Below are 26559 nucleotides of genomic sequence, written 5' to 3'. Positions count from 1 at the left end.
CCATGCCCCTCGAAATCCGGCCCGCACGAACGGACGACCTGACCCGGCTGCTGGAGATCAACAACGCGTCAACGCCCGGCGTGAACGGCCTCGACGCACACGGCCTCAGCACGCTCGCCGGCTCCGCCCTGCAATGCCTGGTCGCCGTCGCAGCCGGGGAACCGGTCGCGTTCCTGCTCTGCCTCGGCGAAGGCACGGACTACGACAGCCGGAACTATCGGTGGTTCTGCGAACGTCTTGCCCGCTTCGCCTATATCGACCGCATCTGTGTGGCGCCCGAGGGGCGCGGCGGTGCGATCGGCCATCGTCTCTATGCCGCCTTGGCCGACCGGCTTGCCGGATCGGGTCTGGACATGGTCTGCGAGGTCAACGAACGCCCGCCCAATCCCGGATCGCTGCGCTTTCACGCCCGGCTCGGCTTCCGGGAGGTCGGCAGGCAGGACCATGGCGACAAGGCCGTCGTCTATCTCCGGCATCCGACCGGCGTGGTCCCGGCGCTCCCTGCGGCAGTTGCGGAGCGGACCGGATGAACTATCGCCACGCCTATCACGCCGGCAATATCGGCGATGTCCTCAAGCACGCGGTCCTCGCCAGCTGCCTCGTCTATCTGCGCCGCAAGGAGGCCCCCTTCCGCGTGATCGACACCCATGCCGGCATCGGCAGCTACGATCTGCGCTCGGAGGAAACCACAAGAACCGGCGAATGGCAGCAGGGCATCGGCCGCATTCTGGCGGCGGCGCCGCCCGCGCCGGTGGCCGCGCTGCTCGCGCCCTGGCTCGACGTCGTCCGCGCCGCGAATCCCGCCGATGTTCTTGAGACCTATCCGGGCTCTCCGGCGCTGGCCCGGGCGCTCCTGCGCCGGCAGGACCGGCTCACCCTGACCGAACTGCATCCCCTGGACCACCAGATCCTTGCGGCACGCTTCGCGGGGGATCGCCAGGTCAAGGTGATCCACCTCGACGGCTGGCTTGCCCTCGGCAGCTTCGTGCCGCCGAAGGAGAAGCGCGGCCTGGTGCTGATCGACCCGGCCTTCGAGGTCCCCGACGAGTTCGAACGCTTGGCCGACGGCGTGATCAGAGCCTGGAAACGCTGGAGCAGCGGTGTCTATGCCGCCTGGTATCCGCTCAAGGACGCCAAGGCGGTCCGCCGTTTCCACGCGGCACTGGTCGAGGCCGGGCTGCGCGACGTCCTCGCGCTCGAACTCAGCGTCGGCCGGAGCGGCCCGGATCTGCCGATGCGGGGATCGGGCATGGTCGTCGTCAATCCGCCCTACACGCTTGCCGCCGACATGCGGCTCGTTCTGCCCTGGATCTGTGACGTTCTGGCCCAGGGGCCGGGGGCCGGCTGGCGGGTGGATACCCTCGCCGGAGAATGACCGGGCGGCTGATAGCGCTTGACGCTCCCCGGTGCGTGCCCCATCGTCGGACGCATCCTCGATCCATCGATCCGTACGCGGGAACAGCTGCCGATGTCCAGAGCCATGCGCGCCCTCGCCCTTGCCGTCCTCGCCGCCAGCCTCGCCGGCCCGGCGCTCGCCACGGAGCGCGTCTATTTCTCCTGGAATACGGAGCCGCGCTTGCCCGCCTGCGACGAAGGCTCGGTCCGCAGCGCGGTCGCGGGGACATTCGCCCGCGCTGACGCGGACTATTACGGCGGACGCATGATCGTCACGCTCGACCGCGTCGCGGAAGTCTCCCCTCGGCCGGGCGGCGTCAGCCCGCTCGCCCGCCGCTATTGCGAAGGGCGCGCGACGCTGACCGACGGCTCGGTCCGGCGCGTCTATTACAAGCTTGTCGAGCACGCAGGCTTCGTCGGCCTGAGCTGGAACGTCGAGGCCTGCCTCGCCGGGCTGGACAAGTGGTATGTCCACGATGCCCGTTGCCGTACGGTTCGGCCCTGACCCAAGCCGCAGACGGACGGCAGTGGCCGTGATCCGGACCGCCGGAACCGGCCTGCTGGCAGCCCGTCTGCTGGCGCTGATCGGCCTCGCACTGCTGTCTCCCGCCCAGGCACAGCACCGGCCGGGCGACTTCGATTTCTATGTCCTGGCGCTGTCCTGGTCGCCGACCTATTGCGCCACCGCGGGCCGCAACGCGGACCCGCTGCAATGCCGGGCAGCCAAGCCTCACCGCTTCGTCGTTCACGGGCTGTGGCCGCAGTACGAGCGCGGCTGGCCCGGCTTCTGCCGGACGGACCGAGCGTCCGGACCGAGCCATGCGGACGTGACGGCCATGCTCGACATCATGCCGAGCCGGGGCCTGGTCCAGCACCAGTGGCGCAAGCACGGTTCCTGTTCGGGCCTGACACCCGCCGCCTATTTCGAGAAGACCCGGCAGGCATTCGGCAAGGTGGTGATTCCGGCAGCGTTCAGCAGCCTGCAACAGGGCGGTCGCATTAGACCCGATGCCGTCGAGACGGCCTTCCGGCTGGCCAACCCGGGCCTTCACGATGCAGCGATGGCGGTCTCCTGCACCGATGGCCGGCTGAAGGAGGTCCTGATCTGCTTCGACCGGGATCTGAGGTTCAGGTCGTGCCGCTCGGTCGACCGGTCCGGCTGCCGCGCCCGGCACATCGACGTCCCCGCACCTGGACGCTGAAGCGCAGACCGCTCAGCGGGCGTTCGGCAGCCTGAAATGGGAAAAGCCTTCGTGGCGGAAGCGCTGGAAGGAGGCGCTGAAGGCAACGATCTGTCCATCCTTGACGCCGGTGCGGCCATCCTTGAGATCGTGGATCGCCTCGCGATACTGGGTCAGGGGGGCATCGAGAAAGTCGGGACGCATGGCGTCGAAAGCCGGTGAGCCATAGCCGTAGAAAAGAGCGGCAACGAGCGCGGTCTCGGCGAGTCCACGTCCGAAGGAAAACCTCTTTTTCACGCCGCTCAAGACCACTTCCGGGGATCCTTTTCCCTGTCTCGCGGCACACCCTAGGCCAATTCCTTTAAAAAGAGCTAAGAAGATTCGCTCGGATTTATGCAAAGTCCTATTCGAATTCTCGCGATTGCCCAGCGCCGCAGGAACCGCCGGAGGCGGCCTTGCGCAAACCGGGCGGCCATGCACAGTGGGGCAGCCATTATCGGGAGTCTTTCGTCCATGCTCATCCTGCGTTCGTCACCGGCTTCGCCCTTCGGCCGCAAGGTCAAGATCGCCGCCAGCGTTCTCGGCCTGCTGGACCGCATCGCCGTCGAGGCGGCAGACACGACCGATCCCGCCGATTCCATCCGCAACCAGAACCCGCTCGGCAAGATCCCGGCCCTGATCCTGGAAGACGGCAAGGTGCTCTACGACAGCCGCGTGATCGTCGAGTATCTGGACCATCTCGCCGGCGGTGGGCGGATCATCCCGGCCGCACCGCAGCGCTTCGACGTGCTGCGCCTCCAGGCGCTCGCCGACGGCATCTGCGACGCCTCGATCCTGCGGGTCTACGAGAAGCGGTTCCGGCCGGAAGAACGGCGGCATCCAGACTGGGTCGACTATCAGGCCGCCAAGGTCGACAGGGCGCTGGACGCGCTGGAGGCCGACCAGCCGGCGCGTGTGGACGCGGCCGGCGGGGTCGACATCGGTCAGATCGCCGTCGCCTGCGCTCTCGGTTATCTCGATCTGCGCTTCAAGGGCGCCTGGCGCGCCGGCCATCCCGGTCTGGTCGCCTGGCTTGACGCCTTCGAGGCGGCCGTGCCGCTGTTCGCCAAGACGCGGGTCGAACCGGTCGACTGGTGAGGCGCCAGCCTCAGCGCACGCCGAGCGGCTTGCGCCGCCTGCCGGCCAGCGCGGCAAGACGTCGGCCGGACCGCAGGGCACGGCCGATGTCATGCTGGACGGCCAGCAGGGCAGGTGTCAGGATCAGCACCAGCACCAGGCCGAAACCGAGACCATAGGCCAGCGTGATGACGGTCGGAAGCAGGAACTGCGCGGCGCGGCTGGTCTCGAACAGCAGCGGGGCCAGGCCGAAGACGGTCGTCGCGCTGGTCAGGATCACCGCCCGCAGCCGGTCGCAGACCCCGTCAATGAGCGCAGTCTGGAACGGCGCGGTACTGCGCTTCTCGTCGATCGTTGTCACCAGCACGATGGAATCGTTGATGATGATGCCGGCCATGCCGATGAAACCGATGATCGAAAACATGCTGAGCGGCAGGCCGTGCCAGTGGTGGCCCCAGACCATGCCGATCGCCCCGAACGGAATGACCAGCATGATCACGATCGGCCGCGTCCAGGATTCGAAAATCCAGGCCAGCGTCAGGTAGATGCCGGCAAGGCACAGACCGAGCCCGATCAGCGCATCGTTCAGGAAGTCCCTTTCCTGCTTGGCAAGGCCGCCGAGTTCGCTGTCCACGCCATAGGTCTCGGCCAGCCCCGGCAGAAGGTCCTGCCTGAGTGCGCGGCTGACCGCCTGAGCAGCATCCGGATCGTCGCCGGACACGTCGCCCGTGACCCGAATCGTGCGCAGGCCGTTCTCGCGCCGCACCGAGGCGAAGCCGCTGGCACTTTCGATGCGCACGATCTCGCCGAGCGCCACATAGGCGCCGCCCGGCGACCTGAGCCGGGTCTCATAAAGGAAGGACGCGCCCGTCTCCTCGTCCGGCAGGTTGACCTTGACCTTCGCCGTGCGCCGGTCGAGCGGGAATTCGGCCACCTCCACGCCCTCCAGGCGGTCGCGCAACTCGCGTGCGACCAGGTCGCTGCGGAAGCCGAGCGCTTCGCCCTTCGGCGTCAGGGTGACGGTGATCTCCGCCTTGTCGAAGGCCATCGTGTCTTCGAGACCACCGACGCCGGGCAGCGCCGACAGCGACTGCTTCAGGCTCTCGGCCGCCGCCTTGAGGATCTCGGTCGTGGCGCCGTAGAGGCGCACGTCGATGGCATCGCCGCCGGGACCGGAATGCATGCCGCGCAGCGACAGCGTCTCGAGCAACGGACCCGTCGTCACCTCGCGCTGCCAGTCGCCGAGGAACTTGAAGGCGGAATAAGGGCGCAGGTCCGGGTCGATCAGCTCGATGTCCAGACCGCCGAGCTGATCCGGATCCTTCGTCTCGCCTGCCCGGAAACCCCATCCGGCGCTGCCGCCAACCTGGGCGAGGGAGAAGAGAACCGGCTCCCGGCCGTATTCGGCGGCGTAGCGTGCATTGACCACATCCAGGGCGCGCTCCATCTCGGCGATCATAGCCCTGGTGTCGTCCCGGGTCGCGCCGGGCATCATGGCGATGTTGGCGCTGACCACATTACGCTCCGGTGAGTTGAAGAAACGCCAGGGCACTGTACCGCCGGCATGAAGCGATGCGGAGACCAGCAGCAGCATGACGCACAGGCCGATCACCGGGTAGCGCAGGAACACGACGACGCGCATGGACCGGCGCACGACGCGCTCGGTGAACCAGCGGAAGCCACGGTTGAAGACCCGGTTCGGCGCATCGTACCAGGTCGCCTTCTTCGCTCCCGCCGCAAGGGCATGGCGCATGTGCGCCGGCAGGATCAGGAACGATTCGATCAGGCTTGCGACGAGCACGACGCCGACCGTGAACGGGATGTCCTGGATGAGCGAGCCGAACCGGCCGTCGATCGCTGCCAGCGCCGAGAAGGCGATGATGGTGGTGATCGACGCGCTGATCACAGGAGCGGTCATCCGACGGGCCGCAAGGCTGGCAGCCTCGGTCGGTGAATGCCCCTTGCGGGCGAGAAAGTCGGCATGCTCGCCGACGACGATCGCGTCGTCGACCACGATGCCGAGGCAGATGATCAGTGCGAACAGGGACATCATGTTCAGCGTCAGGCCGCTGGCGTACATGATGCCGATGGTCGCCGCCATGGCGACCGGGATCCCGGCGGCGACCCAGAAGGCGGTGCGTGCCGACAGGAACAGGAACAGGAATCCGAGCACGAGGGCGAGCCCGAACAGACCATTCTCGACCAGGATGTTCAGCCGGTCGATGATGGCCTGGGACCGGGTTTCGGTCAGCGTGACGACCACCCCGCTGGGCAGGGATGGCTGCAGTTCGCCAACCACCTGCTCGACCGTGCGCTGGATCTTGATGGTGTCGCCTTCTGCGCTGCGGTCGACGCGCAGCACCACCGCCGGCATGCCCTTGTGGGAGAAGGCGAGCCCGGATTCGACGCCTTCCGTCACGATGTCGGTCACGGCACGCAGCACCAGCTTCTCGCCGCCGGCCTGCGAGCGCAGCGCGATATCACCGAGATCCTGTTCGCTGCGCCGGTTCTGGCCGGCCCTCAACCGGGCGGCGCCCGAGGCGATATCGCCGGCGGGAGAGGCTTCGATCTCGGTCCGGATGGCATCGGCGATGTCGCGCAGCGTCAGGTCATGGCGGATCAGGGTCGCCTCGCGCGCGGTCACGCGGATGATCGGATCGGCAACCCCGCGCAGCGTGGTGTTGGTGACGCCGGCCCGGAACAACCGAGTCTGCAGGTCGTCGGCAAGACGCACCAGTTGGTCGATGTCGACCGGCCCGTAGAGGACGACATTCGTCACCCTGTCACGGAATGCACCGCGCGTCACCACCGGCAGGTCGGCCCCTTCAGGGAGGTTCGAGCGGTTCTGATCGACGACGGTCTTGACGTCCTCGGCCGCGGCGGCCATGTCCCAGCCGGCCTCGAATTCGAGGATCAGGCGCGCCGAGCCCTCTCTGGCGACCGAACTTGCCTCCTCGACGCCGTCGATCGCAAGCAGTCCGGGCGCCAGCACCTCGACCACGGCCCGGTCCATGTCGTCGGGCCCTGCCCCCGACCACTTCACGCTGACGGTGACCGTCTCGTTGACCACATCGGGAAAGTACTGCGTCCGGATTTTCAGACCGGCCGCGATCCCGCCGATCAGCATCAGCACCAGCAGCAGGTTCGCCGCCGTGCCGTGCCGGACCATGTAGTCGAGGAGGGACCCGAAGCGGGCACCGCCGGGAGAGCGCATCGGCCGCTAGCCTCTTCTTCCGATGCCCGCTTCCAGGCGTTCCACCAAAGACCGGGACACCTCCGGCTGGTTCAGCGCCTCCAGAAGCCTCACCTTGCGGTCTTCCGGCATCCGGCTCTCGGTCAAGCGGGCGATGAGGGCGGCGCGGCGTTCCGGATCGAGCGAGACCAGTTCGACCGTTTCTTGCCCTTCTTGCCCCGCGCGAGGGTCCGGCGCCCGCCCGCCAGCCAGCGCCGGAGCGGCATCGGCGGGCTCGTTTCGCCTCGGACGGACCTTGAGGCCCGCGCCGAGCTGCGGCTGTCGCTGGGTGACGTAGTCCATACCGAAGGGCGCTCCAGCCACGATCAGGTCGTCGCCTTGCCGGCGCAGGATGCGCAGGGTGACCTCGCTGAGTCGATCGCCCTCCTCAACCACGAGAATGCGACCGTCCTCGGTCGCAGCCGCGGCCGGAATCCGCGCGACGTTGTCGAGCCTCGGTTCGGCGATGCTGACCGTCACGAAATCTCCGGGCCTCAGCACCGTGTCGCCGCTCGTCTCCAGGCTCGCGAACAGGGTACGGCCCGCCTCGCCCTCTCCGACCACCGCTGCGGCCCGGTCGAGCCGGCCCGGCACCTTGACGACGCGTTCGCCCAACTGGAGCGTCGCGGAGACGGCAGCCGACAGCAGTCGGCCATCGGCGTCGATCAGGCGGGAGAACTGCGCCGTCGACACGGTGAACCGCACTTCGAGGGCGCTCGGATCGATCAGTTCGGCAAGCGCCTCGTTGGGGCTGACGCGCCGGCCGAGCGTGGCGTCGACATTGTCGAGCAATCCGTCGAACGGCGCCAAAAGCGTGGTCTCCGCCAGGACGCGCTCGGCCTCCGCCAGAGCGATTTCGGCGCGCCGGACGGCGAATTCCATACGCTCGATCCGCTTGCGCGCGGTGATCACCGCCTGCTGACGATTGCTCAACGTCTGCTGAATGGAGGCGAGGCTCAGTTGCTCCTGCTCCACCTGCGCCATTGTGGAATAGCCCTTCTCCATCAGCTGCTTCTGGCGGTTGAATGCCTGTGTCCGGAGATCGACCTGCTGCCGGGTCGCCTCAAGTTCCTGCTCTGCGCTGCCGATGGCCTCCTCCGCCTCGGCCTTTTCCGCCTGGGCATCGGCAAGGGCGGCCTGGGCGTCGAAGAGCTTGGCCTGCGCATCGGAAGGATCGATGCGCACCAGCAGATCCCCCGCCTTGACGGCGGCACCGTCCCGGAACTTGTCGGCCATGGCGACCAACGGACCTTGGGACGTCGCCCTGATCTGCAGCGTCCGCCAGCTCCTGACCTGGCCGTAGGCGACGATCGTCGGTTGAACGCTGACGGGGTCTAGGCGTGCGACATTTGCGGCATAGACCCGCTCGTCCGGACGCATCCGGCCGGCCACGTCGCGGGTTTCGAGCGCGGTTCGCAGTTCCCAGGCGCCATAGCCGATGGCCGCGACCATCACGGCGAACAGGCCGAGCCCGATCAGACCCCGCAGCAGAAATCGCATTGCGATCGTCCTCTCCCAGTCTTTCTGTCCAGTCTTTCTGTCCAGTCTTGCGGTCCAGCCCTGCGTCCTGACCCAGGAGACGGCGCAGGATCTCGCCTTCCCCTCGAAACGACCCACCCGGAGACGGCGCCAGTCTCGCACTTGACCGGAATCCGGCGCGAGGCACGACCGCTCGAAATCGCATGTTTCAATAACGATAGCACCGCTTAACCCATCAGCGGCACACGAAAAAAGCCCGGCGATGGAGCGCCGGGCTTTTTCTGCTCGATCTTTCAAGCCGTTGCGTCAGAACTTGTAGCTGACACCGAAGCGCGCGATGCTGGCATCCAGATCGGTGCGATAGCGCGTGCCGCCAAGCGTGAAGCTCTCGCGGCCGAAGTCCTGATACAGGTATTCCAGGCGCGCCGTCACGTTGTCGGTCACCGCGCCTTCGATGCCGGCGCCAAGCGTCCAGCCGATCGCGGTCTCGTTGCCCTTCGAACCGGCGGCAGCGACCTCCAGATCCGCGATCGCAAGACCGCCGGTGCCGTAGATCATGAACCGGTCGAAGGCATAGCCCAGACGGCCGCGGATAGTAGAATTCCAGTCGGACGAGGTCTTGACGCCGACACCGGCGACGGAGCGGCGCTTTTCCAGATCGCTGAGTTGGAAGTCCGCTTCCAGGCCGGCGATGATGTTCGGCGTGATCGCGTGGTTGTAGCCCGCGTGCACGCCGCCATTGACGCCGCTTGCATCGCTGTTGAAGCGACCGGTCAGCGCCGAATTGGTGGTGAACTGACCCCAGCCCCAGCCCAGGTTGCCGCCGAAATAGAAGCCGCTCCAGTCGAAGCGGGCGGAGGAGACCTGATTGTCGTAGATAACCGGTTGCGCCGGCTGCGGAAGGTCGGCTGCGAAGGCCGGAAGGGATGCACCGGCGAGAACGGCGATCGAAACCCCTGCGGCGGCGAGACTCTTCATGGTAGTGCTCCACTCGATACTGGTTGCATTCGTCAAGACGACACCGAATGCGGATCGGCCGCACGCGACCGTCCCCATCCTCACCCGTCTCTAGATATGGGATGCGTTTGTGGCGCGAGCAGACGGGAAAAAAGGAAATTTCGTGGCATCGATGGGGCAATTTCGAGAAGGGTTAGCGAAGGGTTAATACACGCGCTGCAATCGATACCGCGTTGCGGGCCTTGCGGTGCCCTTCCGTCGACCCGATCTATTGCCTATAAGCCGCGACGTCGACACCCCTCAGGGCCGGCTTGACGCCGCGTCTGTCCCGCCATCCCATCCCGTCCGGATCCCCTCGATGCTTTTCAGTTACGTTAGCCTTATCGGAGGACTCGCTGCACTCATCGTTGCCGGCGACATCCTGGTACGAGGCTCGGTCGGCATCGCGCTGCGGCTCGGCATCCCCAATCTGATCATCGGCCTGACCATCGTCGCCTTCGGCACCTCGGCACCGGAACTGGTGATTTCCCTGCAGGCGGCGTTTGCCGGTTCCGGCGGTATCGCCATCGGCAACGTTGTCGGCTCCAACATCGCGAACGTGCTGATGGTCCTTGGCATGCCGGCCCTGATCGCGGCCACGCCCTGCGGCGAGAAAGGTGCGACTCGCAATGCGCTGTTCATGGTCGCCGTGACCGTCATCTTCATCGTCCTGTGCTTCAACAGCCCGCTGTCGCTGCTGAGCGGCCTCGTCCTGCTGGCCCTCCTCGCGCTGTTCCTCGGCGACTCCGTCCGCGCGACACGGAGCCACCGCAAGGCGGTCCGCGAGAATGGCAACGGGAGCGAAACCACTGACGACCTGCCGGAAGAGGTCGAAGACGTGCCACAGTCGGCGGTCACGGCCACCATCTACATCGTTCTTGGGCTGATCGGATTGCCGCTGGGCGCCCATTTCGTCATCGAGGGCGCGACGGACGTCGCGCGCAGCTGGGGCGTCACCGACGCGGTGATCGCCCTGACCGTGATCGCCCTCGGCACGTCGTTGCCGGAACTTGCCACGACTATGATGGCCGCTGTCCGCAACCAGGGTGCGGTGGCGATCGGCAACGTAATCGGCTCGAACGTGTTCAACCTACTGGCGATCATCGGCATCACCGCCGCGGTGGTTCCGGTCGACGTGGCTCCGGAGTTCCTGCGGCTCGACGTCTGGATCATGCTGGCCTGCGCCGTGCTCCTGCTGTTCCTTGCCGCGCGCAAGGTCGAACTCCGGCGTTTTTCCGGTCTGGCCCTTGTCGGCGCCTACTGCCTGTACATTTTTGTCGTCTACTGGATGGGTAAGGTGGCCTGACCGACCTGACCGGCCCCGACACCATGCCGGGGATCCTGCAACGACAGAATAAAGGGGGCGGCCGCCATGGCCAATCATCCCGCGACTGCGCTGATCACCGGCGCCTCGAGCCGCATCGGCGCCGCGATCGCAACCGACCTCGCGAGCAACGGCTGGTCCGTGGTGCTGCACGCCCATCGCTCGCTCGACAAGGTGCGCGACCTCGAGAACCGGATACTCGGCGCCGGCGGCACGGCGAGCGTGATCTGCGCCGACCTCACCGATCCGGACCAGCTCTCCGACGTCCTCGCCCGGGCGAGCGCGCCGTTCGGCGTTCCGGACCTGGTCGTCAACAATGCCTCGATCTTCGAAACGGACGGTATCGGCGATCTGGACGGGGACCGCTTCGACCGGCATTTCGCCATCCACGTCAAGGCCCCCTGCGTCCTTGCCGACAGCCTTGCCGCTACTCTGCCGGCCGACCGGAAGGGACTGATCGTCAACATGATCGACCAGAGGGTCTGGAAGCTGACGCCGCAATATCTCAGCTACACGCTGTCCAAGGCGGCGATGTGGGCGGCGACGCAGACGCTCGCCCAGGCGCTCGCGCCGCGCATCCGCGTCAACGCCATCGGCCCGGGGCCGAGCTTCAGGAACGAGCGCCAGACCGAAGACGACTTCCGCCGGCAGACCCAGGCGGTGCTCCTGCGCCACGGCCCCGATCCGGCGGAATTCGGCCGGACCGTCCGGTTTCTCTGGGACGCCGCGTCGATGACCGGCCAGATGATCGCCCTCGACGGCGGCCAGCACCTGGCCTGGGAAACCGCGGACGTCGTCGGCGTGGGGGAATGACGAATCTGCTAATCTTGTCGAGGTTCTGCGGAGCGCGCGTGACGAGCCGCCGACGAGCACCCACATAAGAAGCATGCCGATCACCAGCAACAGAAGCGACACACCGGAACAGGCGGAGGACATCGTCGAGACCGCCTTCGACGACGTCGCCTTCACCGTCCCCGAAACCGCCGGGCCGGCGGGCAGGGCCGGCGTGGAGGTCATCGCCGACCTGGTCAAGCGCCTGCCCATGGGGCCGGGCGTGTACCGCATGCTCGACGAAAACGGCGACGTCCTCTATGTCGGCAAGGCGCGCAGCCTGAAGAAGCGGGTGACCAGCTACACCCGCCTTCAGGGCCAGTCGAACCGCATCCTGCGCATGATCATGGCGACGGCGGCGATGGAATTCGTGCTCACGCGCACGGAGACCGAAGCGCTGCTGCTGGAAGCCAACCTGATCAAGCGGCTGCGCCCGCGCTTCAACGTGCTGCTGCGGGACGACAAGTCGTTCCCCTACATCCTGCTGACGGCCGATCACGCCGCACCCGCCATCGTCAAGCACCGCGGCGCACGCAAGCGCAAGGGCGACTACTTCGGCCCCTTCGCCTCCGCCGGCGCCGTCAACCGGACGATCAACGCGCTGCAGAAGGCGTTCCTGATCCGCAACTGTTCGGACAGCTACTTCGAGAACCGCTCGCGACCCTGCCTGCTGTACCAGATCAAGCGCTGCGCGGGCCCCTGCACCGGCGAAACCGGGCCGGAGGACTACGCCGGCCTCGTCGCCGAGGCGCGAGCCTTCCTGTCCGGACGTAGCCAGCTCGTCAAGAAGGACCTCGCCGCCCAGATGGAGGCTGCAGCCGAACAGCTCGACTTCGAGCAGGCGGCCGTCTACCGCGACCGCCTGGCGGCCCTGTCCCACGTCCAGGCGCACCAGGGCATCAATCCGCAGGGTGTCGAGGAAGCCGACGTGTTCGCCGTCCACCAGGACGGCGGCCAGACCTGCGTGCAGGTGTTCTTCTTCCGCACCGGCCAGAACTGGGGCAACCGGGCCTATTTTCCCAAAGCCGACAAGTCGCTGGACGAGGCGGCCGTGCTGGAGAGTTTCCTCGCCCAGTTCTACGACGACAAGCCCGCACCGCGCCTCATCCTGCTGTCGCACGCCATCGAGGAGCAGGATCTGCTCGCCCGGGCACTGAGCGAGCGCTCGAACCGCAAGGTCGAGGTCTCCGTGCCCAGGCGAGGCGAGAAGAAGGCTCTTGTCGACCACGCGCTGACCAACGCCCGCGAGGCACTCGGCCGGCGCCTCGCCGAGACCTCGAGCCAGGCGCGGCTCCTGGAAGGCGTCGCAAAGGTGTTCGGCCTGGCTGCGCCGCCGCGCCGGATCGAGGTCTACGACAACTCCCATATCATGGGCACCAATGCGGTCGGCGCGATGATCGTCGCCGGGCCGGAAGGCTTCGCCAAGGGCCAGTACCGCAAGTTCAACATCCGCTCGCAGGAACTCACCCCGGGCGACGACTACGGCATGATGCGCGAGGTGCTTACCCGGCGGTTCTCCCGCCTGCTCAAGGAGCACCAGCGTCCGGGAGCGGAGGTCGCGGACGAGGCTCTCGCCGGCGCGGCGGGCGCGTCGGACGTTCCGGCATGGCCCGACCTCGTGCTGATCGACGGCGGCCAAGGACAACTCAATGCCGTCCGGGACATCCTTGCAGACCTCGGCGTCACCGACGTGCCGCTGGCAGGCATCGCCAAGGGACCCGACCGCGACGCGGGCCGCGAGAAGTTCTTCATGGAGGGACGCCCCTCGTTCATGCTGCCGGAGCGCGATCCGGTGCTCTATTTCGTCCAGCGCTTGCGCGACGAGGCCCACCGCTTCGCCATCGGCTCGCATCGCGCCCGGCGCAAGAAGGATATTGCCAGGAACCCCCTTGACGAGATCGCCGGCATCGGCCCGACGCGCAAGCGCGCCCTGCTGCGCCATTTCGGCACCGCCAAGGCGGTCTCCAAGGCCGGCATCGAGGATCTCGTCGCCGTTGCCGGCATATCCGAAGCGGTAGCCAAACAGATCTACGATCATTTCCATGACTAGCCGGGCGTGCTAGGAACGCGGCCAGCCTGTGCTGCATTGCAATATCCGTTGTCCTGACCGTAGCGAGTTCGATGACCGAGGATGCCGTCTTCCCGCCGCGCCGCTTCACCCTGCCTGGCGCCCTGGTCTGGCTGTGCGGCTGGGGCGCAGCAGCCGTCGGGCTCGGCGCTGCTGGCCTGGTGTTCCTGCCCTTTGCCGAGCCCGAGCACTGGTTCTCCGACAACCTGAGCTTCTTCCTGCCGCAACTGCTCGGCATCGGCCTCGCCGCCCTGGCCGTCGCCGTCCTGTCGCTCGCCGGTCCGCATCGCAAGCGCTGGCGCCTGGCTGTCGCGACCGGCCTCCTCGCTACCCTGCTGGCCGGAGCAGCAACCCTCACCGTCGCCCGGACGCTCGCGGTCAGCGTTGATGACGCCGAGGTCGGCGACGCCGCCAAGCGCCTGCGCGTCGTCTCGATCAACACGGCGACCCTGTACCTCGGCACGCCCGACCTGCTGGACTATCTGAAGACCGTCGCCGCCGATGTCGTCGTCCTTCAGGAAGCGACCTGGAGGTGGCAGCTCCGGCGCTGGGAGAAGCGCGAGGGCAACCGCCGGATCGCCGGCCATGGCCCCTATTTCGAACACTTCGCAGTCGGGCCGGAGGGCGATGTCGTCGTCTTTTCCCGCTATCCGATCATCAGCCGTCGCGGCATCGATCCTGCGGTTCCCGGCGTCCTGCGCGAGGTGGCGCATCGTGAATTCCTTGACATCGAGCTGGACGTGGCCGGCAGGCCGGTCCGCATCGTCGCGATCCATCCCGCCAGCCCGCGCGGGGCGCGCCTATGGGAGGCCCGGCAGGCCTATTATCGTCACCTGTCGGAAGCGCTGCGCGGCCCGGCCGCAGGGACGGATCTTCCGACGATCCTGATCGGAGACTGGAACCTCTCGCCCTGGTCGGCACACTTCCGGGCCCTGCTCAAGGCGGGCGGGCTCAAGGCCGCGTTCCCGGACACCATCCCGCAGACGACGCGCTACTTCGCCGACTATCGCCTGCGCTGGCTGCTCGGCGCCCCGGTCGACCACGTCGCCGTCTCGCCCGGGCTCGGCGTCGATCGGGTCGGCATCGGACCGGACATCGGCTCCGATCACCTTCCGCTCCTGGTCGATATCGCCCTGCCCTAGTTCTCTGTCCGGGAGACGGCAAATAGGCCTGAAAAAGCCGTTCTCGTGGATTGAGCCTGTCGGGCCACGAGCCGACAATCGCGACCGTCGCCCGATTCCCTGTCGGCGGCGAGGCGTCGATCTCCAGTCTGTCCGAGCCATGGCCAAGCTTTACTTCAACTATTCCTCAATGAACGCCGGCAAGTCGACGGTCCTGCTGCAGGCGTCTTACAACTATGCCGAACGCGGCATGACGGCCCTGCTGCTGACCGCTGCCGTGGACGACCGGGCCGGACACGGCAAGATCGCTTCGCGCATCGGTCTAGCCGCCGCGGCCGACACCTTCCGCAACGATGACGACCTTTTTGGTCATGTGTCCGCAGCCCTTGCCAAGCGGCCGATCCACGCCGTCTTCGTCGACGAGGCGCAGTTTCTGACCGAGACACAGGTCTGGCAGCTGGCAAGCGTCGCCGACACGCTCGCCATCCCGGTGATGTGCTTCGGCCTGCGCACGGACTTCCAGGGCCGGCTGTTCCCCGGCAGCCAGGCGTTGCTGGCGATCGCCGACAGCCTGAAGGAAATCAAGACGATCTGCTGGTGTGGTCGCAAGGCGACGATGGTCGCCCGGCTTGACGCCGCCGGGCGCGTCGTGGAGGAAGGCGAACAGGTGGTGATCGGCGGCGAAGAGTCCTATGTTTCGCTGTGCCGGCGCCATTGGGTCGATCGGGACCTCGGGTCGGGCGCGCAAGCCGCCGGCGAATGACACCCTCGGCGACAACCACAAAGCGAGGATCGATCTGTGTTGGGCAAGATTTTCGGCTCCCTGTTCAAGGGCGACACCAAGGGCGACCGCGAACCGGAGACGGTCGAGGTCGAGTACAACGGCTACAGGATCGTCGCCGCGCCGCGACAGGCCAACGGCCAGTGGCAGGTCGCCGGCCGCATCGTGCTGGAAACCGAGGGGACACTCCGCCAGCACGAGTTCGTGCGCGCCGACCACCTCTCCTCCCGCGAGGACGCTGCCGACTTCACCGTCCGCAAGGCGAAGCTGATGATCGACCAGCAGGGCGAACGGATTTTCGGCTAGCCCCCGGTACGCAGGTCCGCCAGTCGTCGTCTCTGGCGTCCCTCCTCGTCGAAATTCTCCGGCGCCAGCCAGGCTTCGAAGGCAGCCTTCAGCCCCGGCCATTCGCTGTCGATGACCGAAAACCACGCCGTGTCGCGGTTCCGGCCCTTGTAGACCGTCGCCTGGCGGAACAGCCCTTCGTAGGTGAACCCCAGCCGCTCGGCGGCCCTGCGCGAACCGGCATTGAGGGCGTCGCATTTCCACTCGTATCGCCGATAGCCGAGCTCCTCGAGAACGCGTCGCATCATCAGGTACATGGCTTCGGTCGCGACCGGCGAGCGCTGCAGGGCCGGGCCATAGTTGATGTGGCCGACCTCGACCACGCCGCTCGCCGTGTCGATGCGCAGGTAACTCGCAACGCCGAGAGCCTTGCCGCTGGCCTTGTCGACGATAGCATGAAACAGCGGATCCCTCCGTCCCGCCATCGCGTCCAGGAAGGCGCGGCAGGCGTCGGAGTTCTCGAACGGACCGTAGCCCAGATAGGTCCAGTTGCGGCCATCGGCATCCGCCTGCCAGGACGCGAACAGGTCGGCGGCATGACGGTCCGCATCGAGCGGCTCGACCCGGCACAATCGCCCCTCCATGGCGATTGCGTCAGGCGGCCTGACGCCCGTCCAGTCGGCGACGTCCGGCCCGATCGGCTGGCCGAGAGCATTGATCGGCATGCAGGTCTCCTGTCGCCCCTATGCGGTGGAAACAGCAGTAGCTGGCCTCGCCGCCCTTGCAAAGAGGTCGCGTCCAATCGCCCCGGCAGCGGACGTGAACTTGCGTTGACACCTGTCCGCCGCCATGCTTGTTTTCGCCGCATCGCCCCAACTGCCGCGCTGACCCAGATCCTTCATGGCCCGAAACGTTGCCTTCAGCCTGCCGAACCTGCTGACATACGCACGCATCCTTGCGGTTCCAGCGGTGACGGCCTGCTTCTATTTTGACGGCATGACTCCGCGCTGGATCGCCCTGGCCATCTTCATCGTTGCGGCGGTGACGGATTTCTTCGACGGCTATCTCGCTCGTGCATGGCAGCAGCAGTCGGCCCTCGGCCGCATGCTTGATCCGATCGCCGACAAGCTTCTGGTGGCTGTCTGCCTGCTGCTTCTGGTCTACAAGGGCGACATCGGCGGCTGGTCCCTGATCGCGGCGATCATCATTCTGTGCCGCGAGATCCTGGTGTCCGGCCTGCGGGAGTTCCTCGCCGAACTGCGCGTCAGCGTGCCTGTGACCAAGCTGGCGAAGTGGAAGACCACGGTCCAGCTCGTCGCTCTCGCCCTGCTGCTCGCCGGCCCGGCCGGCGAAGTGATCCTGCCCGGCACGACCCTGGCCGGCCTCGTCGCACTTTGGATTGCCGCCATGCTGACGCTATATACCGGATATGACTATTTCCGCGCCGGCATCGGTCACCTCATCGAGGAATGAGGCGTAGCCGCAGGCGGCGCAGCACCGGGATAGGGAGGCGAAGCCATGAAGATCCGCTACTTCGCATGGGTCCGAGAGCGAGTCGGCGCAGACGAGGAGACGGTAGCGCTGCCCGACACGGTCGCCACCGCAGGCGACCTGATCGCCTGGCTGTCGACCGTCGACGACCGGCACGCCTCGGCCTTCGCCGAGCCGGATGCCATTCGCGTTGCCATCGATCAGGTTCATGTAGAGCACGATGAGCCGATCGCCGGTGCTGCGGAAATCGCCTTCTTTCCGCCCATGACGGGAGGCTGACGGTCATGCCCGCCAAGCCGCTGGTCCGCGTTCAGGTAGAGGATTTCGACGTCGCGGTCGAGAGCGCACGACTTACCGAGGGCCGCCGCGACATCGGTGCCGTGGTCGCTTTCACCGGCCTGTGCCGGGACGAGGGCGGCCGTCTCGAGGCGCTGATGCTGGAACACTATCCCGGCATGGCCGAAGCGGAAATGACCCGCATCGCGGAACAGGCCTGCAGCCGGTGGCCCCTGAGCGGACTGACCGTCATCCATCGGTTCGGCGAGATCCGTCCGGGCGCCAACATCGTGCTGGTCGTCGCCGCCTCCAGCCACCGCCGGGCGGCGTTCGAGGCGGCCGATTTCCTCATGGACTATCTCAAGACACGGGCGCCGTTCTGGAAGAAGGAAATCGCCGCCGGGCAGTCGGATGGCGGCTGGGTCGCCGCCAAGGACGCCGACGACGCCGACGCCGCGCGCTGGCAAGGCGCCGACGACAACGCCCCGCGCCAGCCTTGACGCGCCGCGGCTTTTGACCCAAAGCTTGGGCGCTGCAGAGAATTCCTCCCACTTCTGCGACCGCCGAAGACGGCTCAAGCCGCTGGCAGTCATTCGCTAGGTTGAAAGATGCGTCGTTCGTCACAGCGGCTCGACACGCGCGAGTCTCCGCATCCGGGTCTGTCGTTTCCCGAATTCGTCATCATGATTGCGGCGCTGATGGCGCTCAACGCCCTTGCCATGGACATCATGTTGCCAGCCCTGCCGCAGATCGGCGACGCGCTGAACATCCTGCGCGACAACGACCGCCAGCTGGTGCTGATTTCCTACCTGATCGGCTTCGGCGGCGCCCAGCTCGTCTACGGCCCGGTGTCCGACGCCTTCGGCCGCCGCACGATCCTGCTGGCCGGCCTCGGGCTTTACACCGCCGCCAGCGTCGGCGCCCTGTTCTCCCAGACGCTCGACCAGTTCCTGTTCGCCCGCCTGATGCAGGGCGTCGGCTGCGCCGCCACCCGCGTCATCGCCGTATCGGTCGTGCGCGACTGCTATTCCGGACGCCAGATGGGGCGGGTCATGTCGCTGGCCATGATGATCTTCATGGCCATCCCGATCGTCGCCCCCTCGATCGGACAGGTCATCCTGCTTGTCGCCGACTGGGTCTGGATCTTCAGCCTGCTGCTGGTCGCCGGCATCATGATGCTGGTCTGGTGCGCGCTGCGCCTGCCCGAGACCCTGCCGCCGTCCCGGCGGCAGCCGTTCAGCCCGCGCGTGGTCGGCGCCGCCTATTTGACCGCGGTGACGACACGCCTCAGCATCGGCTACACCCTCGCCACGACCTTCATCTTCGGCGTGATCTTTTCTTTCATCTCCATGGCGCAGCAGATCTATGTCGACATTTTCGGTCTCGGCGTCTGGTTTCCGGTGGTCTTCGCGGCGGTCGCCATCACCATGTCGGTTGCCTCCTTCCTGAACGCCCGCCTGGTCGGGGCGCTCGGCCTGCGCCGCCTGTCGCACAGCGCCGTGCTGCTCTACATGGTGCTCGGCTTCCTGCAGCTTGCCCTTGGCCTGTCCGGTCTGGAGGATGTCGGCCTCTTCACCGCTTCCATGGCCCTGCTGATGGCCTGTTTCGGCTTCATCGGCCCGAACTTCAATGCCATGGCCATGGAGCCGCTCGGCGCGATCGCCGGCACCGCCTCCTCGGTGATCGGGTTCGTCACCACCCTTGGCGGTGCCCTCCTCGGCTTCGCCGTCGGCCAAGTCTTCGACGGAACCCTCGTGCCGCTGGGTTCTGCCTGCGCCCTGTTCGGCACGCTCGCCGTCGCCTGCGTGCTGTTCGCGGAGAACGGCCTGCTGTTCAGAGCGCGCGAAGGCGCACCCGGCACGAAAGGTTGATCGCGGCAACCGGAACGGAAACGGCGGACCCTTTCGGGCCCGCCGTCCGTTCGCTCGGCTGTCCTGCCTCCGTGACCTCTCAGCCAGCCGCCTTGAGGGCCGGCGTGCCCGGACGCACCGTTGCGTCGTAGTCTTCCATCAGCGTCTTGGTGATGGAACCGACGGTGAAGCTGTACGGACCGATCTCCGACACCGGCGTCACTTCGGCCGCCGTACCGGTCAGGAAACACTGCTCGAAGCCGTCCAGTTCCTCCGGCAGGATGACGCGCTCGACGACCTCGAAGCCGCGGGTCCTGGCGAGACCGATCACCGTCCGCCGGGTGATGCCGTCAAGGAAGCAGTCCGGCACCGGCGTGTGGATCTTGCCCTCCTTGACGAAGAAGACATTGGCGCCGGTCGCCTCGGCGACCTGGCCGCGCCAGTCGAGCATCAGGGCATCGGCATAGCCCTTTCGCTCCGCCTCGTGCTTGGACAGCGTGCAGATCATGTAGAGACCGGCCGCCTTGGACTTGTAGGGCGCGGTCTGCGGATCCGGGCGACGGTACTTCGCCATGTCGAGGCGGATGCCCTTCAGCCGCTCTTCCGGCTTGAAATAGCTCGGCCATTCCCACGCGGCGATGGCCAGATGAATGGTGTTGTGCTGGGCCGAGACGCCCATCATCTCGCTGCCGCGCCAGGCGACCGGACGCAGATAGGCGTCGACGAGGTTCATCCGCTTCAGCAGCTCTTCCTTCGCCGCGTTGATCGCTTCGCAGCTGTAGGGGATCTCGAAGCCCAGCACGCCGGCCGAGGCATGCAGCCGCTCGGTGTGTTCCGCGCTCTTGAAGATGCGCCCGCCATAGGCCCGCTCACCCTCGAACACGCAACTGGCGTAATGCAGTCCGTGGCTCAGCACATGCAGCTTGGCCTCGCTCCAGGGTACGAACTTGCCATCGTACCAGATTTCGCCGTCGCGTTGATCAAAAGGCAGTCCAGCCATCGTTCAAACTCCTGCGCCGCTTCCCCGGCGCCGTTTGCACCACGCCCGCTTCGGGCATTCGGCGGTTTGCGGATCGGTCCGCAGGGCGTCGCCGCGAACCTCGTTTTGCACGCCGCCGTAACAATCGGTATCTTGTTTTTACGAGACGATCCGCCGCGATTCCACTAGGAACGTGATCCAAGGATTGTTGCCGAATAAGGCGGCATTCGGACCGATCATTTCGTCAGGGGCGCGCCCTAGGTAACAATCGACCAGAAATAAGTCAATATGGCTGACATAAACATCCGGAAAGCATCGCAGACCGACGCTGCCCGGCGCCTCGCCGAGGCCCATGCCGCCTCCGATACGCCCGTGCCGCCCTACGATCTCATCGAACTGCTGTTCTTCGCCTACCGCGACTTCACCTCCGATCCCGACACCGTGCTTGCGGATTTTGACTTCGGTCGTGCGCACCACCGGGTTCTGCATTTCGTCGATCGCAATCCCGGCATCCGGGTCACCGACCTGCTCGGCATCCTGCGCATCACCAAGCAGAGCCTGGGACGGGTGCTCAAGCAACTCCTCGACCAGGGTTTCATCGTCCAGCGCCCGGGCGAGGTCGACCGTCGGCAGCGTCTGCTTTACACGACAGAGAAAGGCCATGCGCTTGCCCGCAGGCTGTCGGAACTCCAGGCGCGGCGCCTTGACCTCGCCATAAAGGCCCTGCCTGATCGGGGCTCTGAAATCGTCAGGCAGTTTCTCTTCCAGATGATCGACCCGGACCTGCGCCCGGAGGTAGCCCGCATCATCGCCGACAAGCGGCGCCACCGCGATGCGCCCGCCCGCAGCGGCGCCGGCCCTGCTGAAGAGGAAGCAACCGCGTGAGCGCGCTCAAGGCACCGGACGACAACGCCAGCCACCTGCTGCTGGTCGACGACGACAGCCGGATCAGGGACCTGCTCAGTCGGGTGCTCCGCGACTCCGGCTATCGCGTCACGTCGGCCGCCAATGCCGCCGAGGCCCGGCGCTGCATGGCCGGTCTGGAATTCGACTTGCTCATCCTCGACGTCATGATGCCCGGCGAGACCGGCCTGGACCTCGCCCGCACCATCCGTCGAGAAAACACGGTTCCGATCTTGATGCTGACAGCGCGCTCCGACGCCGCCGACCGCATCGCCGGCCTGGAGGTCGGGGCGGACGACTACCTGGCCAAGCCGTTCGAGCCGCGCGAACTGATGCTGCGCATCGCCGCCATCCTGCGGCGAGGCGGACAGCGTCGCACAGAGCGGACGCCCGAGATCCGTTTCGGCCCGTTCGTGTTCATCGCCGAACGTGGCGAATTGCGGCGCGGCGAGGCGTCGATCCGCCTGACCGACCGGGAAAAGCAGATCCTTTCCATTTTCGCCGAGCAGCCCGGCGCCACGGTACCGCGCCACAAGATCGTCGGCGACGACAGCGGCCTCGGAGAACGGACCGTCGACGTCCAGATCAACCGGCTGCGCCGCAAGATCGAAACCGATCCGAGCAACCCGGTCTTTCTCCAGACCGTGCGCGGCATCGGGTACCGGCTGGCATGCGACTGACCGCTCCGCCCCTTCGACGCGCCTGCGCGGAACAGCCATGGCCGAGGTGACGCCTCCCGAGGACACGGCGCCGGTCGCCCCGCCCCTGCGCCCGGTTGTGGCTGTCTACCGTCGGCTGGCCACGGCGCTCTACCGGCGCATGCCGAAGGGCCTCTACACCCGCGCCTTGCTGATCATCGTCGTCCCGATCGTCGTGCTGCAGTCCGTGCTCGCCTTCGTCTTCATGGAACGGCACTACCAGCTCGTCACCGGCCGCCTGTCGGAAGCGGTGGTGCGAGAGATAGCCGCCGTCGTCTATGTCCTCGAAACCTACCCGCAGGACGCCGAATTCAAGCGAATCGAGGAGATGGGCGTACGCAGTCTCGACATGTCGGTAACGATCCTGCCGCCCGATCCGCTGCCGCCGCCGCGACCCAAGCCGTTCTTCGATCTCATCGACCGCAATCTCAGCCGCGAGATCTCCCAACGGATCGGCAAGCCGTTCTGGATCGACACCGTCGGCCGTTCCCGCTTCGTCGAGATCCGCATCCAGCTCAAGGACAAGGTCCTGCGCGTGGTCACCCGCCGCAGCCAGACCTACGCCTCCAACTCGCACATCTTCATCGTCTGGATGGTGTGCACCTCCCTGGTGCTGATCGTCATCGCGATGCTGTTCCTGCGCAACCAGATCCGTCCGATCGAACGGCTCGCCAATGCCGCCGAGGGCTTTGGCAAGGGACGCCCCATGGAGGACTTCCGCCCGAGCGGCGCGCGTGAGGTCCGCCGCGCCGCCCAGGCCTTCATCGAGATGCGCCGGCGCATCGAGCGCCAGATGGAGCAGCGCACGACCATGCTGGCCGGCGTCAGCCACGACCTGCGCACCATTCTCACGCGTTTTCGCCTGCAGCTTGCCCTGATCGAGCAGACGCCTGAGACCGCCGGGCTCAAGCGCGATGTCGACGAGATGAGTCACATGCTGGAGGACTATCTCGCCTTCACCCGCGGCGACGGCGACGAATCCGCCCAGCCGACGGACATGGCGCTGATGCTGGAGGAACTGGAGGAGTCGGCAGAGATCGCCGGGGCGAGGGCGAGTTCTTCGTTCGTCGGCGAACCGGAGGTCGTGCTGCGCCGCAACGCGGTCAAGCGCAGCCTTGGCAACCTCGTCTCCAATGCCGCCAAGTACGGCACCACCGTGGCGATCAACGGCCGCCATGCGGACGGCTGGCTGACCATCGTCGTCGACGACGACGGCCCCGGCATCCCGGAGGAAGAACGCGAGAACGTGTTCCGCGCCTTCTATCGGCTCGACGCCGCACGCAATCAGGACTCGACCGGCAGCGGCCTCGGCCTCGCCATCGCCCGCGACGTGGCACGCAGCCACGGCGGCGACATCCAGCTTGAGGACAGTCCGCTCGGCGGCCTCAGGGCGCGCTTCAGGATTCCCGGCTGAGGTTCAGAAAAGCCGTCCGCCGAGCGGGACCTCCTGATCGGGCCGCAGCAGGACGACCTCGCCGTCGGCGTCCGGCACGCCGAGCGTCAGCACTTCGGACATGACCTTGCCGATCTGGCGCGGCGGGAAGTTCACCACCGCCATCACCTGGCGGCCGACAAGGTCTTCCGGCCGGTAGTGCCTCGTGAGTTGCGCCGAGGTCTTCTTGATGCCGATCTCCGGTCCGAAGTCGATGCGCATCTTGATGGCCGGCTTGCGCGCTTCCGGGAACGGCTCCGCCTCGACGACGACACCAACCCGGATGTCGACCTTCAGGAAATCGTCAAAGGAAATGGTCTTGTGGTCGGACACGGGCGGCATTCCTCGGGCTCGGAACAGTTGTAGGACCGCCGCAAGGTGCCCGCTCCGGCCCGGGAAGGCAAGCCAACGGGACGCTCACTCGGCCGCCACCGCGTGGTCGTCCGCCTCGTCGCGCCCGGCGCGTCGGCGCCGCCGCCCACCCGCCACCGCCTGCCAGAGCGGCGTGGCCAGCTTCTCCAGTCCGCTCAGCCGGCCGACCCAGGTCTCGCCCCGGTCCAGTTCCCGGTCGAGCCTCGCCATGGTCTTCGGCAGACCGGCATCGTCCTCGTCGAGCCACACCTCCACCACGCGCGCGAAGGCCAGCGCCAGGCCCTGCGCCGTCAGCCGTCCCTTCAGGCCCGGCATGTCGATTGCCGCTGCGGCCAGCATCCAGCCGTGCGAGCGCACGGCGATGGCGTTGAACTCCAAGGCCAGCGCCGGATCCTGAAGGGCCGCATCCTTCAGCCGGCGCAGCACCCGTTTGCGCGGCTCGAGCATGTCGAGACGCGTCATCAGCACGTCGAACAGCCGATCGCGGGCAGGCTGGTCCGCCATGTCCTCGCCGGTGGCGTCGAGAACCGCCTTGTCGATTCCCGCCGCGAAGGCCGCGATCATATCGGTCTTGGAGGAGAAACAGTCGCGCAGGACCGACAGCTTCACGCCGGCGGTCTTCGCCACCAGCGGCAGGCTCACGTCCTGCCAAGGGTGTTCCTCGAGCAGGTCGAGGAAGACGGTCAGGATCTTCTGCCGGGTTTTCTCGGTCGCCATGGCACACCTCCGCTGGAAGTCCTTGACAACATAGGAAGCGGATGCGGGCGCGGAAAGGGCGACGGCGCGCCGCGGCCGCGTTAGCCCGCCAGTTCCCGCGCCCGCCGGGCAGCGGCCGCCACCGCGGCGTCCATCAGCGGCTGCAGGCCGTCCTCGGCCATCAGAACGGTCAGTGCCGCCGCGGTCGTGCCGTTCGGCGAGGTCACGTTCCGGCGCAGCGTCGCCGGCGGTTCGCTGGACCGGTGCATCAGTTCGCCGGCGCCCGAAACGGTCGCCTCTGCAAGCCGCGCGGCGAGATCCGCCGGCAAGCCGGCCTTGCGCCCGGCCTCCGCCAGGCATTCGGCGAGCAGGAAGACATAGGCCGGACCCGATCCGCTGACCGCGGTCACCAGGTCGATCTGCGCCTCGCTGTCCAGCCACTCGACCGTACCGATCGCCGACAGCAGCCGGTCGACCGTGTCGCGCTGCGCCGCGCTTACCCGCGTCGTCGGGAACAGCGCCGTGATGCCGCGCCCGACCATCGCCGGCGTGTTCGGCATGGCCCGCACGATCGGCACCGGCCCGAACGCCGCTTCGAAGCGCGCGACCGGGGTGCCCGCGGCCACCGACAGAACCAGCGTCTCGTCGCCGACCGCCGGCTTGAGACCCGGCAGGACAACATCCATCAGCTGCGGCTTGATCGCCAGCAGCACGACGCCTGCGGTCAGTCCCTGCGGCACTTCGGTCACGTGCCGGATGCCGTGCCGGGACAGCAGGGCCGCCATCTCGGGCGACGGCGCCGGATCCTGTACCACGATCGCCGCCGCGTCGATGCCCTGCGCCATCCAGCCGGACAGCATCGCCCCGCCCATCTTGCCGGCACCGACAAGAAGGAACGGCCGTTCCCTGGAAAAGATCATGCTTCGCCCGCTGTCTCGAACAGGGCCGTGTCGACCGCTTCCGACGCGCTCTTGCCGGCCCAGACCACGAACTGGAACGCCTGGTAGTACCGCTCGCAGGACTCCAGCGCGTTGGCCAGCAGTCCCTCGATCTGGGCGCCGGTCGCCTCCGCACCGCCGGCCAGCAGCAGCGACTGGCGGAACATGACCACGCCTTCCTGGTTCCACAGGTCGAAATGGCCCATCCACATCTGCTCGTTGACCAGCGCCAGCAGGCGCACCACCTCGGTCTTGCGCGGCTCGGGCACCTTCAGGTCGAAGGCGCAGGCCAGATGCAGCGCCTCGAGGTCCTCCATCCACGAGAAGGAGAGGTGATAGTCACACCAGTGGCCGCCGATCGATATGGTGATCTCGTCTTCGCCGGAGCGTTCGAAGGACCAGTCGTTCAGCGCTGCGACATGTTCGATGACATCGACGGGATTGTCAGGACGTTCGAAGTCGAATTCGATGAGGCTCATGATGATCCTCTCCCGTAGAATTGTGGCAGCACCACGTCAAACGGGTTCCGCCGGGGCTTTCGCCCCCAAGACAGGCAGAGCGCCAGAGCTGCTTCTACGGCAAATACCGGACGCGCCAACGAATCCCTGTTAAGAATCAGTATAAAAGGTTCGACCGTGAAAGCAGTATATTTCCTGTCAGCGCCACGGACCAAACCTGTGGACGACGCAGGCCTTCGATCTGTAGGGGGCGCGGCGATCGGGACGACGATCGATGGCGCTCCCCCAGCACTCAATCGCCGGCCTTGTCCGCCGCCTTCGGCTTGCGCCCCGGTTTGGCCGGCTGTTCCGCGAGCCGCGCCTCAAGCTCGGCGACCCGGCCTTCCAGGACCTCGACCCGGTCGAGCGCCCGCACCGCCATTTCCTTGACCACCTCGAACTCGTCGCGCTTGACGATGTCCATGTCCGACAGGAAGCGCTCGGCCTGCGCCCTGAAGGCGGCCTCGACCTCGCGCCGGGCGCCCTGGGCGACGCCTGCGGCATCCGTCATGAGTTTGGCGAATTCGTCCAGCAGTCTGTTCGGGCCCTGGGTCATGACGGTCTCCTGATGAGTGGTTCCGACACACAGGTATTGGCCTTTCACGACAAGTTCAAGGC

The 26559-nt window shown here is 66.8% G+C and carries 29 protein-coding genes; 18 read left to right on the top strand and 11 right to left on the bottom strand.

Features of this window, described 5'->3' with window-relative positions; genetic code table 11:
- The first annotated feature begins 2 nt into the window (after positions 1-2).
- The 4 genes from SL003B_RS06200 to SL003B_RS06185 all read left to right on the top strand — a co-directional run bounded on the left by SL003B_RS06200 (position 3) and on the right by SL003B_RS06185 (position 2597).
- Positions 3-530: a GNAT family N-acetyltransferase gene (locus SL003B_RS06200; RefSeq protein ID WP_242390337.1), complete on the top strand. Its 528-nt coding sequence runs from the start codon at positions 3-5 to the stop codon at positions 528-530.
- Positions 527-1375 carry a 23S rRNA (adenine(2030)-N(6))-methyltransferase RlmJ gene (locus SL003B_RS06195; RefSeq protein ID WP_013651970.1) on the top strand — a complete coding sequence of 283 codons (849 nt, stop codon included), beginning with the start codon at positions 527-529 and terminating at the stop codon, positions 1373-1375. The genes SL003B_RS06200 and SL003B_RS06195 overlap by 4 nt, the downstream gene beginning before the upstream one ends.
- A gap of 93 nt (positions 1376-1468) precedes the next feature.
- Positions 1469-1900, top strand: a complete 432-nt coding sequence (locus tag SL003B_RS23795; RefSeq protein ID WP_013651969.1) for a hypothetical protein — start codon at positions 1469-1471, stop codon at positions 1898-1900.
- Between the two features lie 28 nt (positions 1901-1928).
- Complete coding sequence (locus tag SL003B_RS06185; RefSeq protein ID WP_013651968.1) at positions 1929-2597, top strand: ribonuclease T2 family protein; 669 nt, start codon at positions 1929-1931, stop codon at positions 2595-2597.
- Positions 2598-2609: 12 nt separating this feature from the next.
- On the opposite strand, the gene SL003B_RS06180 is transcribed toward SL003B_RS06185, so the two are convergent.
- Positions 2610-2882 carry a hypothetical protein gene (locus SL003B_RS06180; RefSeq protein ID WP_148259259.1) on the bottom strand — a complete coding sequence of 91 codons (273 nt, stop codon included), beginning with the start codon at positions 2880-2882 and terminating at the stop codon, positions 2610-2612.
- A 207-nt stretch (positions 2883-3089) separates the two neighbouring features.
- On the opposite strand from SL003B_RS06180, the gene SL003B_RS06175 reads away from it, so the two are divergent.
- Complete coding sequence (locus SL003B_RS06175) at positions 3090-3713, top strand: glutathione S-transferase family protein (protein WP_013651966.1); 624 nt, start codon at positions 3090-3092, stop codon at positions 3711-3713.
- Positions 3714-3723: 10 nt separating this feature from the next.
- On the opposite strand, the gene SL003B_RS06170 is transcribed toward SL003B_RS06175, so the two are convergent.
- From SL003B_RS06170 to SL003B_RS06160, 3 genes are read right to left on the bottom strand one after another with little or no spacing between them, the layout of a single operon-like run.
- The gene (locus SL003B_RS06170) at positions 3724-6906 is read right to left on the bottom strand and encodes an efflux RND transporter permease subunit (protein WP_013651965.1); all 3183 of its coding nucleotides are present in this window, start codon (positions 6904-6906) and stop codon (positions 3724-3726) included.
- Between the two features lie 6 nt (positions 6907-6912).
- Positions 6913-8700 carry an efflux RND transporter periplasmic adaptor subunit gene (locus SL003B_RS06165; protein ID WP_242390336.1) on the bottom strand — a complete coding sequence of 596 codons (1788 nt, stop codon included), beginning with the start codon at positions 8698-8700 and terminating at the stop codon, positions 6913-6915.
- A 9-nt stretch (positions 8701-8709) separates the two neighbouring features.
- The gene (locus SL003B_RS06160) at positions 8710-9381 is read right to left on the bottom strand and encodes an outer membrane protein (RefSeq protein WP_013651963.1); all 672 of its coding nucleotides are present in this window, start codon (positions 9379-9381) and stop codon (positions 8710-8712) included.
- Between the two features lie 337 nt (positions 9382-9718).
- On the opposite strand from SL003B_RS06160, the gene SL003B_RS06155 reads away from it, so the two are divergent.
- The 6 genes from SL003B_RS06155 to SL003B_RS06130 all read left to right on the top strand — a co-directional run bounded on the left by SL003B_RS06155 (position 9719) and on the right by SL003B_RS06130 (position 15830).
- Positions 9719-10705 (top strand): calcium/sodium antiporter, encoded by a 987-nt coding sequence (locus SL003B_RS06155; protein WP_013651962.1) that lies wholly within the window; start codon positions 9719-9721, stop codon positions 10703-10705.
- 66 nt (positions 10706-10771) lie between these two features.
- Positions 10772-11536, top strand: coding sequence for an SDR family oxidoreductase (locus SL003B_RS06150; RefSeq protein ID WP_013651961.1), 765 nt, complete (start codon positions 10772-10774; stop codon positions 11534-11536).
- A 73-nt stretch (positions 11537-11609) separates the two neighbouring features.
- Positions 11610-13604 carry an excinuclease ABC subunit UvrC gene (uvrC, locus tag SL003B_RS06145; protein ID WP_013651960.1) on the top strand — a complete coding sequence of 665 codons (1995 nt, stop codon included), beginning with the start codon at positions 11610-11612 and terminating at the stop codon, positions 13602-13604.
- A gap of 71 nt (positions 13605-13675) precedes the next feature.
- Positions 13676-14764, top strand: coding sequence for an endonuclease/exonuclease/phosphatase family protein (locus tag SL003B_RS06140; protein WP_013651959.1), 1089 nt, complete (start codon positions 13676-13678; stop codon positions 14762-14764).
- Between the two features lie 139 nt (positions 14765-14903).
- On the top strand, positions 14904-15506 hold the full coding sequence (locus SL003B_RS06135) for a thymidine kinase (RefSeq protein ID WP_013651958.1): 603 nt from the start codon (positions 14904-14906) through the stop codon (positions 15504-15506).
- A gap of 36 nt (positions 15507-15542) precedes the next feature.
- Positions 15543-15830 carry an HlyU family transcriptional regulator gene (locus SL003B_RS06130; RefSeq protein ID WP_041375406.1) on the top strand — a complete coding sequence of 96 codons (288 nt, stop codon included), beginning with the start codon at positions 15543-15545 and terminating at the stop codon, positions 15828-15830.
- On the opposite strand, the gene SL003B_RS06125 is transcribed toward SL003B_RS06130, so the two are convergent.
- On the bottom strand, positions 15827-16534 hold the full coding sequence (locus SL003B_RS06125; RefSeq protein ID WP_013651956.1) for a GNAT family N-acetyltransferase: 708 nt from the start codon (positions 16532-16534) through the stop codon (positions 15827-15829). The genes SL003B_RS06130 and SL003B_RS06125 overlap by 4 nt on opposite strands.
- A 175-nt stretch (positions 16535-16709) precedes the next feature.
- Here SL003B_RS06125 and pgsA point away from each other — a divergent pair, with 175 nt between their 5' ends.
- The 4 genes from pgsA to SL003B_RS06105 all read left to right on the top strand — a co-directional run bounded on the left by pgsA (position 16710) and on the right by SL003B_RS06105 (position 19447).
- On the top strand, positions 16710-17282 hold the full coding sequence (gene pgsA, locus SL003B_RS06120) for a CDP-diacylglycerol--glycerol-3-phosphate 3-phosphatidyltransferase (protein WP_013651955.1): 573 nt from the start codon (positions 16710-16712) through the stop codon (positions 17280-17282).
- 45 nt (positions 17283-17327) lie between these two features.
- Positions 17328-17579, top strand: a complete 252-nt coding sequence (gene moaD / locus SL003B_RS06115; RefSeq protein WP_013651954.1) for a molybdopterin converting factor subunit 1 — start codon at positions 17328-17330, stop codon at positions 17577-17579.
- A 5-nt stretch (positions 17580-17584) separates the two neighbouring features.
- The gene (locus SL003B_RS06110) at positions 17585-18076 is read left to right on the top strand and encodes a molybdenum cofactor biosynthesis protein MoaE (RefSeq protein WP_013651953.1); all 492 of its coding nucleotides are present in this window, start codon (positions 17585-17587) and stop codon (positions 18074-18076) included.
- A 108-nt stretch (positions 18077-18184) separates the two neighbouring features.
- Positions 18185-19447 (top strand): multidrug effflux MFS transporter, encoded by a 1263-nt coding sequence (locus tag SL003B_RS06105; RefSeq protein ID WP_013651952.1) that lies wholly within the window; start codon positions 18185-18187, stop codon positions 19445-19447.
- A gap of 79 nt (positions 19448-19526) precedes the next feature.
- Here SL003B_RS06105 and SL003B_RS06100 read toward each other — a convergent pair whose 3' ends face one another.
- Complete coding sequence (locus SL003B_RS06100) at positions 19527-20426, bottom strand: branched-chain amino acid aminotransferase (protein WP_013651951.1); 900 nt, start codon at positions 20424-20426, stop codon at positions 19527-19529.
- A 267-nt stretch (positions 20427-20693) separates the two neighbouring features.
- Here SL003B_RS06100 and SL003B_RS06095 point away from each other — a divergent pair, with 267 nt between their 5' ends.
- Genes SL003B_RS06095 through SL003B_RS06085 form a run of 3 tightly spaced genes read left to right on the top strand, consistent with a single transcriptional unit; the run spans position 20694 to position 23420 of the window.
- Positions 20694-21290, top strand: coding sequence for a MarR family winged helix-turn-helix transcriptional regulator (locus SL003B_RS06095; RefSeq protein WP_013651950.1), 597 nt, complete (start codon positions 20694-20696; stop codon positions 21288-21290).
- Entirely contained in the window at positions 21287-21988 is a 702-nt protein-coding gene (locus tag SL003B_RS06090) for a response regulator (protein ID WP_013651949.1), read from the top strand. Before SL003B_RS06095 ends, SL003B_RS06090 begins: the two co-directional genes overlap by 4 nt.
- A 37-nt stretch (positions 21989-22025) precedes the next feature.
- Positions 22026-23420 (top strand): ATP-binding protein, encoded by a 1395-nt coding sequence (locus SL003B_RS06085; protein ID WP_013651948.1) that lies wholly within the window; start codon positions 22026-22028, stop codon positions 23418-23420.
- A 3-nt stretch (positions 23421-23423) separates the two neighbouring features.
- Here the strand turns inward: SL003B_RS06085 and SL003B_RS06080 are convergent, their stop codons facing one another.
- From SL003B_RS06080 to SL003B_RS06060, 5 genes are all read right to left on the bottom strand, one after another.
- Positions 23424-23780 (bottom strand): tRNA-binding protein, encoded by a 357-nt coding sequence (locus tag SL003B_RS06080; protein ID WP_193371724.1) that lies wholly within the window; start codon positions 23778-23780, stop codon positions 23424-23426.
- 75 nt (positions 23781-23855) lie between these two features.
- On the bottom strand, positions 23856-24527 hold the full coding sequence (locus SL003B_RS06075) for a TetR/AcrR family transcriptional regulator (protein WP_013651946.1): 672 nt from the start codon (positions 24525-24527) through the stop codon (positions 23856-23858).
- Between the two features lie 80 nt (positions 24528-24607).
- The gene (gene proC, locus SL003B_RS06070) at positions 24608-25426 is read right to left on the bottom strand and encodes a pyrroline-5-carboxylate reductase (RefSeq protein ID WP_013651945.1); all 819 of its coding nucleotides are present in this window, start codon (positions 25424-25426) and stop codon (positions 24608-24610) included.
- Positions 25423-25923 carry a type III secretion system chaperone family protein gene (locus tag SL003B_RS06065; RefSeq protein ID WP_013651944.1) on the bottom strand — a complete coding sequence of 167 codons (501 nt, stop codon included), beginning with the start codon at positions 25921-25923 and terminating at the stop codon, positions 25423-25425. The genes proC and SL003B_RS06065 overlap by 4 nt, the downstream gene beginning before the upstream one ends.
- Positions 25924-26194: 271 nt before the next feature.
- Positions 26195-26497, bottom strand: a complete 303-nt coding sequence (locus SL003B_RS06060; RefSeq protein ID WP_013651943.1) for an accessory factor UbiK family protein — start codon at positions 26495-26497, stop codon at positions 26195-26197.
- Positions 26498-26559: the final 62 nt, after the last annotated feature.

Source organism: Polymorphum gilvum SL003B-26A1 (genome assembly GCF_000192745.1).
GTDB classification, from domain to species: Bacteria; Pseudomonadota; Alphaproteobacteria; order Rhizobiales; family Stappiaceae; genus Polymorphum; species Polymorphum gilvum.
The sequence above is the reverse complement of the archived record's forward strand: the minus strand, read 5'-3'. Positions and strand labels throughout refer to the sequence as shown.